Origin of the sequence: Streptococcus sp. 23.2 (assembly GCF_016648665.1) — a bacterium.
Taxonomy (GTDB): Bacteria; Bacillota; Bacilli; order Lactobacillales; family Streptococcaceae; genus Streptococcus; species Streptococcus salivarius_E.
Map to the genome: position 1 here is coordinate 1 of NZ_JACLQJ010000012.1, position 17,148 is coordinate 17,148.

Here is a 17,148-nt window from a genome sequence, read left to right on the forward strand (position 1 = left end):
TTATCTTGTCAATAACTTTTTTAAAGTTTTGGAACCTTTTCAAGTTTGTGGCAAGTCTGTTAAGACAACTTTTATATTCTAACACCCAATTTAGTTCTTGTCAATAGGGTTTTTGAAAAAAATAAAGCAGTACAATCATGTACTGCTAAATAAATTATTTAAAAATTTCTTTTACTTGCATTATAACCATATTTTTCAATGAAATCTTGGCGAAACTCAAGTAAATTGTCATCTATAATAGCTTGTCGTACCTTGGCCATTAAATTTACCAAGAAGTAGAGATTATGGTAACTTGTCAGGCGAATTCCAAACGTTTCATCTGCTTTCAACAAATGTCTCACATAAGCACGTGTGTAATTCTTACATGTATAACAATCACACTCAGGATCTATAGGGCTAAAATCTTCTGCATACGCCGCATTTTTAACCACGAGACGCCCTTGACTCGTCATACAAGTTCCGTTTCGAGCAATTCGAGTTGGAAGAACACAATCATACATATCAACGCCACGGATAACACCATCAATTAAACTATCTGGTGCTCCTACACCCATAAGATAACGTGGTTTATTCTCAGGAAGCAAAGGTACAGTAAAGTCTAGAACCGCATTCATCTCTTCATGAGTTTCTCCAACCGCAAGACCTCCAATTGAATAACCTGGAAAATCCATAGAAACCAAATCCTGTGCAGATTGTCTACGAAGGTCTTCAAAACCTGCTCCCTGCACAATTCCAAATAGGCCTTGATCATGTGGGCGACGGTGTGCTTTTAGCCCTCGTTCTGCCCAACGACTTGTCCGTTCAATAGAATTTTTCACATAATCGTATGGTTGGTAAAATTGAGGACATTCGTCAAAGCTCATCATAATATCTGAACCGAGATTGTTCTGAATCGAGATCGCTTTTTCAGGAGATAAAAACATCTTACTTCCATTAAGGTGATTTTTAAATGTTACACCTTCTTCAGAAATATTGCGTTTTTCTGCCAATGAATAAACTTGGAAACCACCGCTATCTGTAAGAATCGCTTGGTCCCAATTCATGAATTTATGGAGTCCTCCAGCTTTAGCAACGAGCTCATCACCAGGTCTTAGCCATAAATGATAGGTATTGGCCAAAATAATCCCTGAACCCATCTGTTTTAATTCTTCAGGAGATTGCGTTTTTACTGTAGCTTGGGTGCCTACAGGCATAAACATCGGCGTTGGAAAGGTCCCATGAGGCGTGATAATTTCCCCCAGGCGTGCTCCTGTGTGTTTTTCTTTCTTTATAAGACGATATTTAATAGGAAAATCAGTCATTTATACTCCTTACATTAGGAAAAACAGTCCTAAGTATTTTTTAGTCAGTGGTCATTATACACAACCGCTTTAGTTTATCAAAAATTACAAGAATTGTCAGCTCTATATTTTCAAACTCTCGATGAATAGCATCAAACATCAACACTAACATTCATAGCAAACAAAAAAACAACAGTCTCGAGCACTGTTGCTTTCAATAATGTCTTAAGCTGAAAGAACTTTACGTCCTTTACGACGACGAGCTGCAAGAACACGACGTCCATTTTTAGTTGACATACGGTGACGGAATCCGTGTTTACGTTGACGACGGATTTTACTTGGTTGATAAGTACGTTTCACGTTGAATACCTCCTGATAGATTTTCGTATTCGTTTAGCCGGCTATTTTTGATCAGTTACTAAACATACCATACTATTTTATAGCAATAGCTTAATCTTGTCAAGAATTACTTAGATATTAATTTTATTATATCTTTGAAACCCTTAGGCTGGTGATAATTGTAGACCACATTACTATCCCTATATCATCGCTTGCTCATAACGTTCTTGCTATTTTAGCTATTTTCTTGAGCACCTCTTTTCGCTTATGGTCACCCATATACTCAACAGGTGAAACCTGGGTAACTTTGACTGATTTAATACCACAAGGTTTTAGGACTTGAAATTTTAGAACTTTGCTATAATCTTGAACTAAAGGTAGAATAATTTTCGGTGTATTGTGGGTTGTAATAATCCAAGCTTTCCCAGTCAGATAACCATCCAATCCACGGGGTGTATTTTCATAGGCAAAACCAGCAACAAAGACGCGTTCAATAAATCCTTTCAAGATAGCCGGCATTCCACTCCACCAAATTGGAAAAATAAAAATCAACTGATCTGCCCAAATTATTAAATCTCGATAGTCTTTCATAGCTACATCGTGCGCTAAGTCTCTTCTCCTATGCGTTGTATCAAAGCGTAAAACAGGATCGAACCGCTCTTTATACAAATCTAGAACCTTTAACTCATGTTTAGACGATAAATTCTCCTTGACTGTCTCTAGTATAGAGGCATTGTACCCCTTGTCGTTTGGATGTGCGTAGATAATTAAAGTTTTCATTGTTTAGCTCCTTTAACGTAGATGTCTAACATAGTACTAACAGTCTCTTTAATAGTGTTACTATTGAAATTATCACCAATAGGACTCCTTACCAAAACAGCTAATCCAGTAATAAAACTCCAGATATGAACTAATATTTCTGTCTCACTACCAGAAATGTTCATTTCACTTTTTAGCTTCAAAACCACACTCTTAAAGTGCTCAAATCCTGGTAAATGGGCATTAACAGAGATACTGTTCTGGGTTAGTTCCATATAATTGAAAGGAAACTTAATAAATAAGGCCTCAAAACTGTTTGTTTCTTTTTGAGCAAATTCCACAAAATTACACCCCATTAATACTAAGTGATCCCTTACATCAAGAGGAGAGTCTATTCCTTGTGTCAGATACTTCAAAAAGATCTCGGATAAACGCTCTAAAACTACCTGAAGATATACACCCTTATTTTCAAAGTGCTTATAGGGTGCTCCATGGGTGATCCCGCATCTTTGAGCCACCGTTCGGATAGATAGTTGATCAATCCCTCTTATTCTTATCTCCTCAATTCCAGTTGTGATTAACTTTTCCTTCAATTCAGCAGTATTACGTTTCATTTTGACTCCTATTTGCATATTAGTAGACAGCGATTACTTTTTATTAAAGTATACACCGTCTACTTTTGATTGTCAAAAAAACTAGCCTTCAATTAAGACTAGTTTCTGTAAGCAATAACGCTATTCTAATTATACTTTTGTCACAACAACGTAACGATTAGGATCGTCCCCTTCCGAGTGACTTTCAACCCCTTCAATTTGAGAAAGTGCCTTATGGATAATTTTTCGTTCGCTATTCGTCATTGGATCCATAACATACTCTCGGCCTGTTTCTTTTACTTTAGCTGCTGTTTTTTCTGCTAAATCAATCAAAGTCTCTGTGCGCTGCTCCAAATAATCACGAACATTAAGAACAACACTAAAGCGTTTAGAATGACAATCGTGCAAATAATTTTGCGCTAAAAGTTGTAAAGACTTGAGAACCTTGCCATGATAACCGATAACACGACCAGGCTGGTCTGTTTCAATCTGAATGATAATATTGCGACGATTGTGACTAACCTCTAGGCTAGCATCAACATCCATTTCATAGATAATTTTTTCGAGATAAGATAAAACATCATCTGCAGCTGCTTGAATATCTTCTAAATTATTTTCAGAAGAATCATCCGAACTAAACTCAGATGCCACAAAAGCACTGAAATCTCCTTCTGGAGTTTCCAAAGTCTGAACTTTAGCGATTGATTCTAGTTGAGGTTCAAGCGAACTTGCCATAAATTCTGTAGCATCCTCTTCTGATGACTCACGTTTAACAGATAGAGGAATAATTGTTGCCTTTGGTTGCTCCTGTTTATTATCTAGCAGCTCTTCACCAAGGTGCTCTGTAGACACTGGTTGCTTTAAGTTTTCTTGTGTAATTTCCTTATTATCTGAAACCGTAACGAGTTTTGTCACTTTATTGAAAGCAATCGTTTCGTCTTTTGGACTTGCGACAGAATCGTCGAATTGTTTTATAGCATCAGGAGCCACTTTAACGGTGTTTTGATCTGCTTCATGAGCTATCTTTTCATTTATTGGTTCAACGCTAACTCGAGCTGGCTTCTTTCCGAACCCTAAAAAACCTTTTTTCTCACGAGAAATAACCTTAATATGAGCCTTCATACGGGGTAAATTAAGATCTTTCAAACCTTTTTCAATAGCTTGTTCGACTGTTCGTCCAGAATAGACAACCATAATAAGCCTCCTTATTTACGTTTATGCGCCTTTTTCTTGGCACGACGAATCTTAGCTTTACGTTCTTTTTCTTCCGCTTCCAAACGATTACGCTCTTCGATGATTTTAAACGGATTATTAAAAACCAAAATCTGAATAACTTGGAAGGCGTTTGAAACCGCCCAATAAAGTGCTACCCCTGAAGAAATCTGAGTTCCAAACCAGAAAATAAAGATTGGAAGCATGATATTCATAACAAGAAGCATTGCACTACGATCTTTAGCTGCCTTATTGGTCAACCAAGTTGAAAGGAAGGTGAAAGCAGCCGCCAAAATCGGAAGAATAAAGTAAGGGTCTTTCTGACCTAGGTCAACCCAGAGGAATGTTCCTTCTCGCAATTCTGGCACTCGCGTGAGTGCTCCATAAAGAGCCATCAAAATAGGAAATTGAATCAAGAGAGGAACAAAGCTTGCGTAAGGATTTACACCATGCTCTTTATAAAGATCTTGTTGTGCATAAGCAAGAGCTTCACGATTCTCGCGTCCAGGATACTCACTCTGCAAGCGACGTAACTCTGGCTGCAACTCTTGTAGTTCACGGCTTGACTTAATTTGGCGATTATAAAGAGGAATCATTACCGCACGAATTAAGATCGTGAAAATGATAATCCCTAATCCAATGGAACCTCCGAATGAGAGCCCTTGAATAGCCTTCCCAAACATTAAAATGAGACGTTCCCAAAGGCCTGTAGAATGACTTGTAACATCACTTCGTCCACATGCGGACAAAAGTAAGAGAACTCCTGCACCTAAAACAGATAAATTAAGTTTTTTCTTCACTAAAAACTCCTTTTTAATACGATAAAGAACTGCTTGCTTCCATTCATTAAGACTATCTCAAAAATCAGGAATGATCTTAGTTTATCCTACAATGTAAAGAAGCAAAATAATTTTCTAGTCCTTATATAACTTTGCTATTTTTAAGACATGAACGAGATTGCTATAAATGTCTTGATAACTTAAGTCTTCGACACCTTTACGAGCAATAACGACAAAATCTTGATGTTCTAACTGAGATGACATGTCCATCAGTGCATGTCGTAGACGACGTTTTACCCGATTCCGAGTAACCGCATTACCAAGACGCTTACTGACCGACAAACCTACTCTAAAATGAGGTAGATCACGATCCAGACAGTAGACAACAAATTTTCGATTAGCAACACTGTGTCCCGCATCAAATAATGCTTTAAAGTCTTTCTCTTTCTTAACGCGATAAGATTTTTTCAAAATACGACTCCAAACTCAAAATTAGTACTATTATATCATAAATAGCAAAAAAGCCCAAAACCTTATGGTTAGGGCCTTAGAGACTTATTTTTTTAGAGCTTTTTGAGCTTCTTTGATTTGCCATTTAACCTGGTCAAAACCAGTTCCACCAAGGGAATGACGACGTTCAACAGCTGTATGAGATTTAAGCGTCTCATAGATGTCCTCTTCAATTAAATCCGAAACTTCTTGATAACGTTCGAGAGGAACATCCTGAAGATAATAACCAGCTTTGGTACACTCAAGGACAAGTTTTCCAACAATCTCATGTGCTTCACGGAATGGAAGTCCTTTAGACGCAAGATAATCAGCCAACTCTGTAGCATTTGAAAAATCTTTCTCTGTTGATTCTGCCATATGCTTGTCGTTAACAGTCATTGTATTGAGCATACCTGCGAGAATATCAATAGCAACAGTAATCGTTTCTACCGTATCAAACATACCTTCTTTATCTTCTTGGAGATCTTTATTGTAGGCTAAAGGTAATGACTTCATCACAGTCAATAATCCAATCAGATTGCCATAGACACGACCTGATTTTCCACGAATTAGTTCTGCCATATCTGGGTTTTTCTTTTGAGGCATAATGGAAGAGCCTGTTGAAAAAGTATCTGATAGAGTCACAAACTTAAACTCGTTAGAACACCAGTTAATGATTTCTTCACAAATACGTGTCATATGCATCATTAGAATACTTGAGTTTGACAAGAATTCGAGAATAAAGTCACGATCAGAAACAGCATCCAAGGAATTGCTATATGGATTTGCGAAGCCCATTAAGTCAGATGTCATATTACGATCAATTGGGAAAGTTGTTCCTGCCAGTGCAGCAGCTCCAAGTGGAGAAATATCCGTATGCTTGATATTAAATTCAAAACGTTCGGCATCACGTGTAAACATGTTGTAATAAGCCATCAAGTGGTGACCAAAAGAAATCGGTTGTGCATGCTGCAAGTGGGTGTAGCCTGGCATAATTGTGTAGGTATGTTTGTCTGCTAGGTTGACTAAAGTACCACGTAAATTATCAAGCTTCTCAATAACTTCCACTAATTTAGCTTTCAGATACAAGTGCATATCCGTTGCCACTTGGTCGTTACGTGAACGTGCTGTATGAAGTTTTCCTGCTACTGGTCCAATTTTAGCTGTTAAAAGACTCTCCATATTCATATGAATATCTTCATTGGAAACATCAAATTCTAGTTTACCAGCCTTATATTCCTCAAGCAGCTCTTCCAATCCCTGTTTAATTTGTAATGCTTCCTCTTTGGTAATAATTCCTGTCTCACCGAGCATCGTAACATGGGCAATAGACCCTTTCAAATCAAACTCTGCCATCTTTTGGTCAAATGAGATTGAAGCACCAAATTCTTCTACCCATTTTTCAAGACTAGCTTCGAACCGACCGCCCCATAGTTTATGATTTTCTGCCATAGTTTTATTTTGAAGATTTCCCTACACTGAGATAATCTTCCATCCTTTCTTAATACTTATAACAAGCAACGACCTCTCAGGTCACAATAACTTAAATGAAAAAAGCTAGATAGTATTTGTCTAGCTTAATTTGTCTCTCTGGACACTTGTTTTCCTAAAACCAGATCTCTGTCGTAGTTTATTTAGGCTCGTGACGCCTCTCAGAACGCCTTAACGATAATAATATAAGTTATAAGAAAAGAGTATCAGATGTGGCTCTCTGTCCACTTTTATCTGATAAGAAGCGTTTTTCTTCTAATAGCCTACTTTTCTTATGTAATCTGTCATTAATTGTCAAATGGATGGTTAACTTGTGAATTAACCTGAGTTGGAAGACCCCAAAGCTTGATAAATCCAATTGCAGCATCCTGATCAAAGCTGTCAGCTGATGTGTAAGTAGCCAAGTTTTCATCATACAATGAATTAGCTGATTGACGTGCTACTACTTGAGCATGCCCTTTGTAAAGCTTAACTTTAGCGATACCATTAACAACTTTTTGTGTTTCCTTAATATAAGCAATGATAGCTTGTGTTGCTGGGCTAAACCACAAAGCATTGTAGATAAGGTTTGACAATTCATTTTCAAGAATTGGTTTAAAGTGAGAAACTTCACGTACCAAAGTTAAGTCCTCAATTTCTTTATGAGCTGTCAAAAGGGCGATAGCTCCTGGACATTCATAAATTTCACGAGATTTGATACCTACAAGACGGTTCTCAACGTGGTCGATACGTCCGACGCCATGCTTACCAGCAATAACATTCATTTCTTGGATAAGGTCAGCCAATTTCATTTCTTTACCGTTAAGAGCAACTGGTTTCCCTTCTTTAAAGGTTACATCGACATATTCAGCTTCATCTGGCGCAGACTCTGGTGAATTGGTAATCCCAAAAGCTTCTTCTGGAGCTTGATTCCAAGGATTTTCAAGAACACCACACTCGTTAGCACGTCCCCAAAGGTTTTGATCGACTGAGTAAGGATTATCAAGGTCTGCTGGAACTGGAACACCATTAGCCTTAGCATACTCAATTTCTTCCTCACGAGACCACTTCCATTCACGTACTGGCGCTACTACTTTAAGACTTGGGTCTAGGGCAGCAATGGCAACTTCGAAACGAACTTGGTCATTACCTTTACCAGTACAACCGTGAGCGATAGTCGTTGCTCCTGTTTTATGAGCAATCTCAACCAATTTTTTAGCAATGATTGGACGACTAAGTGCTGAAACCAAAGGATATTTTTGTTCATAGTAAGCGTGAGCTTGAAGTGCTGGAAGCACATAATCTTCAGCAAACTCATCTTTAACATCAAGCACGTATGACTCGACAGCTCCAACTGTCAAAGCTTTGTCATGGATAAACTCAAGGTCTTTACCTTCACCGACGTCCATACAAACGGCGATAACATCGTAATCTTTTTTAAGCCATGTAATAGCGACTGAGGTATCAAGACCTCCCGAATAGGCAAGAATAACTTTCTCTTTTGACATAATATTTTTCTCTTTTCTTATATTTTCTTGTGGTTGCTATCTCTATCAACCTTACGAGATTAATTATATTGCATATTTATTCACTTGTCAACACTTTTTTGTTATTTTTTTATATTTATTTAGTTTTTATTTGTTTTTACTTATTCTTTTGACCTAAAAAGTGCTTAATTCTTAATTTTTATTCAATTTTATGCAAGAAGTAATGAAAAATAAAAAACACTTTTGAAACTATACAAATAGATTCAAAAGCATCTTTAACTATTTATCTTCTAAAATGCCAAAAGGCCTGTACAAAGTACAGACCTTTTGAACAACAGCATCATCGGTAGAGAACACAACAGCAATTTTAGATAGAATGAATGAGGGAAATTATTATGTTTAAGGGACTAACTTAAACCATACATTCTTCTTGCTCTCTAACCTTGATTACATTATAGCATGCAATCCCCAAATGTATATCTTCATTTCCTAAAATGTCGAATTTCACTCACAGAATGTATTTTTTTATCCTAATCTGTACTAATGCCCTTAAAAACAAAAAAACGGCTTGATTTCTCAAGCCTATTAATTTCTATAAAAAAGATATGTAATTGGACGAGCGGCCAATAAAAAATGGGGATTAGGAAAAAGTTATATAAAAGTACATTATTTATTTTCATAAAGTGTATGTAGATTTCAATAAGATTGACGATGTCTCATTTCCGAATCACATATCTTGATTATATAATAGCTTTTTTCAATTTAATTGTCTATACGATTTCATAGAATGTCGTTTTTTCATCCTGAACTGCATTTTTTTTAAGATATTTTTTTATAAATCTCTAAATTTTATCACTAAAGGACATCTATTTTGTGTTTTTACAGAATTTGTTCACTCATAAGATAATCAATCACCTATGAAATAAACACATGCTTTTTTAGACTAAAAAGAACATTAGTCATCGACTAATGTTCTTTTACCTCTGACCATTTTTTAAGCAGAGCCTTCATTTTCAAACGTGAAACTGGACAAGAATCACCATTTTCAAAATAAATCATCAACTGAGTCTTATCAATACGAGATATGTTATCCAAATTAACTAAAAAGGAGCGATGACAAGAAAAGAGTTTTTTATTTACCGAAGTAATATCTCCAAGATTGGCATAAAACTCCAAACGCTCTGTTTTAGTAATCAGCATCACCTTATGAGGTGTCACAGCAGTCGCAAAATAATAAATATCTCTCATAGGGACTTGGATCCGAGACTGAGCGGTTTCAAACACAAAAATCTCATCATCATCCACATCTCCAACTTTTTGGTTCACAAAAGTCAATGTTTGTTTTAGTTGTTGTTTGAACTCTGCATTAGAAACTGTCTTATCAATGAAATCTAGTGCAGAAACCTTGTATTTAAAACTAATCGGTGCAAACTCTGAGTGAGTTGTTACAAAAATAATAACTGCATTAGCATCTTGTTGACGAATTTCTGAGGCAACTTCTAGCCCCTTCTTTCGCTCACCATCAATATCGATATCTAAAAGGAAAACCTGATGGTTGCCCTTTTCATTGATACTGGACAATAGTTTGTGAGGTTTAGAAAAAACTTCAAGTTTTCGTACGGAAAACGTGCCCTCTGAAACCAATTCTCTGATGATGTCACTAATACGTGTTTGCTGCATTAAGTCATCTTCTAAAATGTATATATTCATATTAGGGCCTCATTTCTAGTATTTGCATCATTTTATGATTCTGACTACGGACAGAGAAGGACGTGTTCGGATAACGTTCCAAAATATCTTGAACAGCATTAACACCTATACCACCCTCAGGATGAGAAAGCTGGGTACTCATCATTGAAAGTGGCACTTGCTCTTCTGCAATTGTACTTTCAATAATAAAACTCTGGCAATCCTCTTCATCAAAATAGGCCAGACTAATAAAACCTTCACTGGCTTTACGAGCACCATCAATAGCATTATCCATGAGGTGACCCAAAACAACAGCTAAATCTAAATCAGTTAGATAGTTATGAATCACTGGATCTGGAATCTCTGCATGAATATTGAGGCGATGCATCTGAGCTTCATGATATTTTGATGAAAGTAGACTATGAATACTTGGATTTTGGATATTATCCAAATCAGTGACCTGAGTTGAAAAACTATGCTGATCTCGATTGACATAAAGATCAACCAAATCTTTTTTATAAGAACGAATATCCCCTGTTCTTTCAATATCTCTCAGATTATTAAGTAGGAAATTATAGTTAGAGCGAACATGCATCAAGTCTCTATACAAACCTTCTACCCTAGTATTCTCACGCTTCAAATCATCAAGATAGTTAGCCTGCTTCATCGCTAAATCCTGCTCTATTTTCTCCTTAGCAAACTGGTTTACAGCACCAAGTACAAAGAGGAGTAAGTAGAGATATCCCATTACTAATGGCAACCTAAATCTACTCTCAAGATGTAACTCTGGAAAATAAGTATCAAATGTCGACACTAAAAAGATAACTAAATAATAAAGCAAAAGAAGCATGTTGACCAAACCCAGACGGTTCTTTTTTTCTTGTTGGGCAGCAACTTTCAAGATATCTGTAAAATCTAGACGTAAAATAAAATCTACTATTCTGACCGTCAACATGACGAAGGAAAGTGGTACCATAGACCACCAAATATTAGTGTTTAAAGTATCAACAGTTATGCCAAGTATCGGTGGAAAGAAGAAAGTAGCCAAAAAACGTCTTGCCAAATCGACTAGTACCACTGGGTAAAAACCTAGAAAAAAGCGCTCTACGGAGGTGACACTTTTATTCAATTGGTAACTAAATGTCAATGTTACAATGGCTACTAAGGGAGGTACTATGCCTATATAGCGTCCAATGAGTTGTCCCCAAATGCATAGAGCAACATCAAATAACAAATAAAGTATACGATTTTTAAGATTAGTGTTTTGTCCACCAATACGTAAGTAGATATCCCAAATAATGATAAACATCAAAATTTGAAATAGGATGTTACCCAGCATAGTTATCCCTCTCCTTTCTACGATTATAGTCCTACCGTGACAATTTGATAGGTTTTAAATAATTCTTTTTTATTTGTTAAACCGATACCGTTTGACCAGCAAAACTGGGCAAAATCACGACTAATAGCCAGACTACCATCGAGTTTCGGATCAGCTTCCTGATTGGTATTCTCAAGAATAAAGCTGAGATTACCATGCTCATTCTGTTGAATAAGGAAACCAATATCTGTCTCCGGCTCCTTGGCCCAAAGTTTTTCAGCTAAATTCATGCAACGTTCTAAAACTCTAATAAGAACTGCAATATTTAAATTGTTAGGATAAGCATCAACATTGACATCCAGCCTAACGGTGATACCTTTTTGTTCCAAAGGAATGATTTGGTTTACAATCCAACTTCTTAATACCGGATAAGGAATCTCAAACAGAGGGGCCAACTTATCATTTAAGTCCAAATTATCAAGTTTAAGATGATTCAAATGCTCATGATAAACGGATAAAACCTCTGATAATTGATTTTTAGCCAATGGGGTCTCAAGAGCTACCAAAAGACTCTCAAAATCTTTTTCAATAGGTTTTACTTTTGTAAAAAGATCCTCAATATGTTTATTATAGACTTCCAAGTTATAGACATAAGTCTCCACAGCTTCCTTACTACGTTCTCTGACAAATTTATGAGAGTAGCGATTCAAGGTTGTTACCATTAGGAGATAAACTGCCATCGCAATAAAAATTGGCCCTCCCACATCACTACCTGTTGATACCAAAAGAGTACTACAAATAATGTAGAGTGCAAAGGTCAGATCAACGGCTATCAACAGACGTTCACGACCACGTGAATAAATCAATTCCTTGACCTTATCAACATCTGAACTGGAAAGATAATTGATATAGAGAAAGAATGGGTAAATCATCACATAAGATAACAATTTAAGCAAGAAGTTTTCTTGAATCTCACCCAAGGTCATATTTGTGAACAGATTATTGAATACATAAAATGGGGTAAAAGTCGCAAATAAATCTGTAAAAAGAACCGAGAAGGCTCCAAAAAAGAGGCTTGCCCAGAGCGTCAAACGATGTTCCCGCCGTTCCTTTAAGGCCAAAGCTAAAAAGATAACAACTTGATAATAGAAGCCATCACCTTTACCAAGTGATACCACTATACCTAAGAGACTTAAACAAAATACTTTCCAGTAAGCTAATGTGCTCCTTGTTAGTTTTTTATAAATAAACCAGGTAATATGAAAACTAATAATCTGAATAATACTATTTTCAAGGGATACCATGGTCCAAAGCTGTAAGTTCATGATAATATTTCCTGTTTATACTCAAGAGACATTTTCGTCATCTTCTTCAATGAGTTCTTGACCTGCCTTTTTCAAAATATCCTGATAGGTTTGTTCAATAAGGTCAAAATCCCCACTATCAATACTTGTCTGCATACTAATGAGTATGTTTTCATAATCATGTTTAAACGAACGTACACTCTTATAGGCAGTTTCGATTTTTTCATTATAAGCTTCCAGACTCCTCAAGTGCTCCTCTTGTTCTCTGAGAATTTTGCTATCTCGTACGTCTTTACCGTAGGAAACAAAACGAACAAGAATATACATGTGTATAAGGAAACCAACCCAAATATAAATTTGAGGGTAACCTGGGAGGTAGGTCTGACTCAGAAGCAAGGAGAATATCTCCTGTTTAAAGAGGATAAGCAGATAACTGATAATTAAAATAAGATCAACTTGCAAGAGCATGCTCTTATATTTATCCTGCAAGTCCTGATAGGGTTCCTGGAAGAAGCTATCTAAACCGAACATTTTTTGCAAACCTAGAAAGAAGGGAAGAACAACACTATCTACAGCTAGGATTCCTAAATGGTTTGGAACCAACTCGACCGGCTTATTAAAGAAAACTCGGAAAAGATAAAAACTAAAGAAACTTGTAATCAAAGTCCAAAAGACAGGGGCAAAGAAAGCATAAAAATACTTTTCTTCTCGTAGAGCCTGAGGTTTTTCAAGAAAAATAAAGACTAGGAGATAAATTGCATCTGGAATATCAATTTGCCATAGCACCTTGGCTAACCACTTAACGGCAGTTACTACGATTACATAAGGAATGTAACGGTAAGTAAAAACATCTAGATAAGCCATTCTAGCTAAAATCACAAGATGTGAAACGACAACAACCAAAGCAATAAGGCCATCAATCGCAAGTTGCATATGCTTTTCCCCTTTCTATTTCCCTTATCCTATTCCCCACAAATAGTATCTTTGATTTATCAATTATCCTGAAAAGAGAGGACCTGTGTAAAATGATGGTCACAACTACGAGTCTCAAGATTTACTTTTGGATAGCGATTAAGTATATCTGCGACCTTAGACAAACCAAGCCCTCGGCCTTCACCTTTGCTAGAAACCCCTTCATCAAAAATCCTTGACACAGGAATACGTTCTTCTCTGGTTGTATTGTCAATAACCAAGATAAGATAACCTTGATTTTTAAAGAAAGATATAGTTAAAGTAGGATCTTCAGAATCCACCGCCGACTCAATAGCATTATTTAAGAAGACAGAAGAAATCACAACCAAATCTAAGGCCTCTATCTGAGTTGACGATATGACATCTGGCAACTCCAAGTTAACCTTAATTCCTAAGTTCTCTGCCTCAAGCACTTTAGCAGAAAAGAGACTCTTGAGAGATGTGATTTCTAAGTTGATCAAACGTGATAATTCATAATTTGATAACGTTAAGCTATTACCAGATTTCTCTAAAAGTTCTGCATACTCTTGTTTCAAAGCAGGTAAGTCTCGACGTTGGATACTAACCTCCATTGTTTTAAGCCCTTCGAGATAATCCTTCTTCACCTGAGAAATATCATTATAGAGTTTTTCTAAACGGTGGCTATATTCTTCTAAACTTTCCTCGTGTCTAGCCATTTCTTCAGCCAACTGATCCTTCACTCTTCTCTTAGAATAAATATTAAGCTGAGCAAAGAGCAAAATAAAGAGGATGGAGTAGACAACCGTAATACTGCCTGCTAAATAAATAAAGAGGCCTGTGTAAGGAAAGATGTTACTAGCATAGAAAATAATTAAAGATAAAATAATATAAGCCAGAGTCACCCCAACCAATAAGCGTTGTCTAACTTGGTAAGTATGGTTATTTCCCATAACATTGAGAGCACCAAAGTCAATAAAGAACACTTTGACAATCAGATGAAAAATTGGGTAAATCAAGAGATAAGACAAAGCAATGAGTACTGGGGTGTCTTTGACCTGTAAATAATTAATTTGAAAAATCCATGGGAAAAAATAAAGTTGAAGCAGTTTCGAGGTGACTTCAACAAAAACCCACGGCAAAAAGGTGAAAAGAAAAGAATTCTTTTCACTACTTGATATTTTATTTAAGAAAAGATAGCAGAACAAAAGTGCTAAGAGCGACCCTGTAATGCCTCCAACAAATAGAGAGAGCAAGAGACTCCCTGCGATAAACCAGCATTTACTCTTCCAAGTTTTGAGCAAACCTGACATATCGTGACTAACAATTAAAATAGCCAATAGACGTAGAACCGTAAATAAAACGATCATCTCTAGACTCCCCCCCTTCCTTTCAAAAATCAACCTACTTTATTGTAACATAAATATATAATTTAGCGTCACTCCTATTAGAAAAAGCTAAAAATATAAAGCTATTTTTTCCTGATTAAGAACAATCTAACATCAGACGATTCCACATGTCCCCTACTTTTCATAAACATAAAAAAGAGCTTAGAAAAACTAAGCTCTTTAACTGACTCATTACCTCTTTTTATGGGTACATGCCAATAACGTAGTAGAAATACCAACCAAATCTTCTCATAATGCTCACTCCTCCCTAATTTTTATTACCAATCTATTATAAAACTAATTTAAACTTTTGAAAATGATGATATGGTTACGAAATATCATCATTATATTACAAATGTAGGCTTAGCAATTATCATATAATCATTGACATATCGCTTATGTGCATTCGAAAACCCAACAATTGTTGGGTTTGTTTTTATAGTGTTGCAAGAACTTGATCAATATGTTTGATTGATTTTTCACGTCCGAGCAAGAAAATAGTATCTGGCAATTCTGGACCGTGCATTTCTCCTGAAACAGCAATACGGATTGGCATGAAGAGATTTTTCCCTTTGATTCCTGTTTCTTTTTGAACAGCCTTAATTTGTGGGAAAATGTTTTCAACAACAAACTCATCATCAGACATAGCTTCGAGTTTGGCTTTAAAGGCTTTAAGTACTGTTGGTACTGTTTCACCAGCCATAACCTCTTTTTCAGCCTCTGTCAATTCTGGGAAATCTTCAAAGAAGAGATCTGTAAGAGGGACAATTTCTTCTGCTGCTGTCATTTGTGGTTTGTAGAGTTCCACTAATTTTTCAGCTTTATCTGTCAAACGACCAGCTTCTTCCAAGAAAGGTTTGCAAAGAGCAAAGACCTTATCGAAATCTGCATTCTTAATGTAGTCGTTACTCATCCAGTCCAATTTCTTCTGGTCAAAGGCCGCTGGTGACTTGCTTAGACGGTTTTCATCAAAAAGTTTAATGAGTTCTTCACGAGAAAAGATTTCGTCTTCACCGCCAGGATTCCAACCAAGAAGAGCAATGAAATTAAAGACTGCTTCTGGAAGGTAACCTTTTTTACGGTAATCTTCGATAAATTGAAGGGTGTTAGTGTCACGTTTAGACAACTTCTTACCAGTTTCAGAATTGATGATAAGGGTCATGTGTCCAAACTCAGGTGCTTCCCAACCAAGAGCTTCATAAACCATGAGTTGTTTTGGTGTATTGGCAATATGGTCATCTCCACGGATAACGTGTGAAATTTGCATATCATGGTCATCAACAACTACCGCAAAGTTGTAAGTTGGGTATCCATCTTTCTTCTGGATAACCCAATCACCACCGATATTACCACCTTCAAATTCGATATCTCCCTTAACGATATCATGCCATTTATAAATCCCTGACTCATTAACCGCCAAACGAACTGTAGGTACAATACCTGCCGCTTCACGTTCTGCGATGTAGGCAGCTTTTTCTTCTTCAGTCATGCCAAGGAACTCGTTAATGTAACGAGGAGTTTCACCAGCTGCTTCTTGACGTTCACGCTCTGCAGCTAACTCTTCTTCAGTTACGTATGACTTATAGGCTTTACCTTCTGCCAAAAGTTGATCAATATATTTTTGGTAAAGCGGTAAACGTTCTGATTGACGATAGTTTTCGTGTGTTTCAGGACTTTCATCCCAGTCAATTCCCAACCAACGCAAGTTATCAAGCTGTGAATGCTCACCATCTTCAACGTGACGTTTACGGTCAGTATCTTCAATACGGATAATAAATGTACCGCCATGATGACGTGCATAAAGGTAGTTAAACAATGCTGTACGAGCATTACCAATGTGTAGAAGCCCTGTTGGACTTGGTGCGTAACGAACGCGGATATCTTTAGCCAAGATAAATCTCCTTTTTTTGTTTCATTCTTCAGTCTTTGGATACCTATTGAGCCTAAAGTCCCTTCCTTAGGACTAACCTTAAGATGATAAGTACCAGTAGGCAACTCTATCCCCCAAACTTTCCAAATAAAAATCTAGAAGCGAGTACCAATCTTTCTTATTATATCACAATCTAGGGGTGGTTCGAGAAATTTTGTTAAAAAAACGACTACCTAAAGGT

15 protein-coding genes are annotated in these 17,148 nt (G+C 36.6%); all 15 read right to left on the bottom strand.

Features of this window, described 5'->3' with window-relative positions; genetic code table 11:
• Positions 1-158: 158 nt before the first annotated feature.
• Positions 159-1,301 (bottom strand): tRNA guanosine(34) transglycosylase Tgt, encoded by a 1,143-nt coding sequence (gene tgt / locus H7T98_RS07185; protein ID WP_037600045.1) that lies wholly within the window; start codon positions 1,299-1,301, stop codon positions 159-161.
• A gap of 204 nt (positions 1,302-1,505) precedes the next feature.
• A complete protein-coding gene (gene rpmH, locus H7T98_RS07190) occupies positions 1,506-1,640 on the bottom strand; it encodes a 50S ribosomal protein L34 (RefSeq protein WP_002885866.1) in 135 nt (44 codons plus the stop codon).
• A gap of 195 nt (positions 1,641-1,835) precedes the next feature.
• On the bottom strand, positions 1,836-2,399 hold the full coding sequence (locus tag H7T98_RS07195; protein WP_073690051.1) for an NAD(P)H-dependent oxidoreductase: 564 nt from the start codon (positions 2,397-2,399) through the stop codon (positions 1,836-1,838).
• Positions 2,396-2,992, bottom strand: coding sequence for a TetR/AcrR family transcriptional regulator (locus H7T98_RS07200; protein ID WP_073690050.1), 597 nt, complete (start codon positions 2,990-2,992; stop codon positions 2,396-2,398). The genes H7T98_RS07195 and H7T98_RS07200 overlap by 4 nt, the downstream gene beginning before the upstream one ends.
• Positions 2,993-3,121: 129 nt before the next feature.
• Positions 3,122-4,165 carry an RNA-binding cell elongation regulator Jag/EloR gene (jag, locus tag H7T98_RS07205; RefSeq protein WP_201061581.1) on the bottom strand — a complete coding sequence of 348 codons (1,044 nt, stop codon included), beginning with the start codon at positions 4,163-4,165 and terminating at the stop codon, positions 3,122-3,124.
• An 11-nt stretch (positions 4,166-4,176) separates the two neighbouring features.
• Complete coding sequence (locus tag H7T98_RS07210; RefSeq protein ID WP_064523431.1) at positions 4,177-4,983, bottom strand: membrane protein insertase YidC; 807 nt, start codon at positions 4,981-4,983, stop codon at positions 4,177-4,179.
• A 114-nt stretch (positions 4,984-5,097) separates the two neighbouring features.
• A complete protein-coding gene (rnpA, locus tag H7T98_RS07215) occupies positions 5,098-5,433 on the bottom strand; it encodes a ribonuclease P protein component (protein WP_002891957.1) in 336 nt (111 codons plus the stop codon).
• A gap of 84 nt (positions 5,434-5,517) precedes the next feature.
• Entirely contained in the window at positions 5,518-6,903 is a 1,386-nt protein-coding gene (argH, locus tag H7T98_RS07220) for an argininosuccinate lyase (protein ID WP_037600057.1), read from the bottom strand.
• Positions 6,904-7,229: 326 nt separating this feature from the next.
• Positions 7,230-8,429: an argininosuccinate synthase gene (locus tag H7T98_RS07225; RefSeq protein ID WP_002885646.1), complete on the bottom strand. Its 1,200-nt coding sequence runs from the start codon at positions 8,427-8,429 to the stop codon at positions 7,230-7,232.
• Positions 8,430-9,374: 945 nt separating this feature from the next.
• The gene (locus H7T98_RS07230; protein WP_002885796.1) at positions 9,375-10,118 is read right to left on the bottom strand and encodes a response regulator transcription factor; all 744 of its coding nucleotides are present in this window, start codon (positions 10,116-10,118) and stop codon (positions 9,375-9,377) included.
• Position 10,119: 1 nt separating this feature from the next.
• Positions 10,120-11,436 (bottom strand): GHKL domain-containing protein, encoded by a 1,317-nt coding sequence (locus H7T98_RS07235; protein ID WP_021144662.1) that lies wholly within the window; start codon positions 11,434-11,436, stop codon positions 10,120-10,122.
• 23 nt (positions 11,437-11,459) lie between these two features.
• Positions 11,460-12,740, bottom strand: coding sequence for a hypothetical protein (locus tag H7T98_RS07240; RefSeq protein ID WP_002885700.1), 1,281 nt, complete (start codon positions 12,738-12,740; stop codon positions 11,460-11,462).
• Between the two features lie 21 nt (positions 12,741-12,761).
• Positions 12,762-13,652 (bottom strand): hypothetical protein, encoded by an 891-nt coding sequence (locus H7T98_RS07245; RefSeq protein WP_002885882.1) that lies wholly within the window; start codon positions 13,650-13,652, stop codon positions 12,762-12,764.
• A 59-nt stretch (positions 13,653-13,711) separates the two neighbouring features.
• On the bottom strand, positions 13,712-15,019 hold the full coding sequence (locus H7T98_RS07250; RefSeq protein WP_002885760.1) for a GHKL domain-containing protein: 1,308 nt from the start codon (positions 15,017-15,019) through the stop codon (positions 13,712-13,714).
• 454 nt (positions 15,020-15,473) lie between these two features.
• Entirely contained in the window at positions 15,474-16,928 is a 1,455-nt protein-coding gene (gene gltX / locus H7T98_RS07255; protein WP_021144664.1) for a glutamate--tRNA ligase, read from the bottom strand.
• Positions 16,929-17,148: the final 220 nt, after the last annotated feature.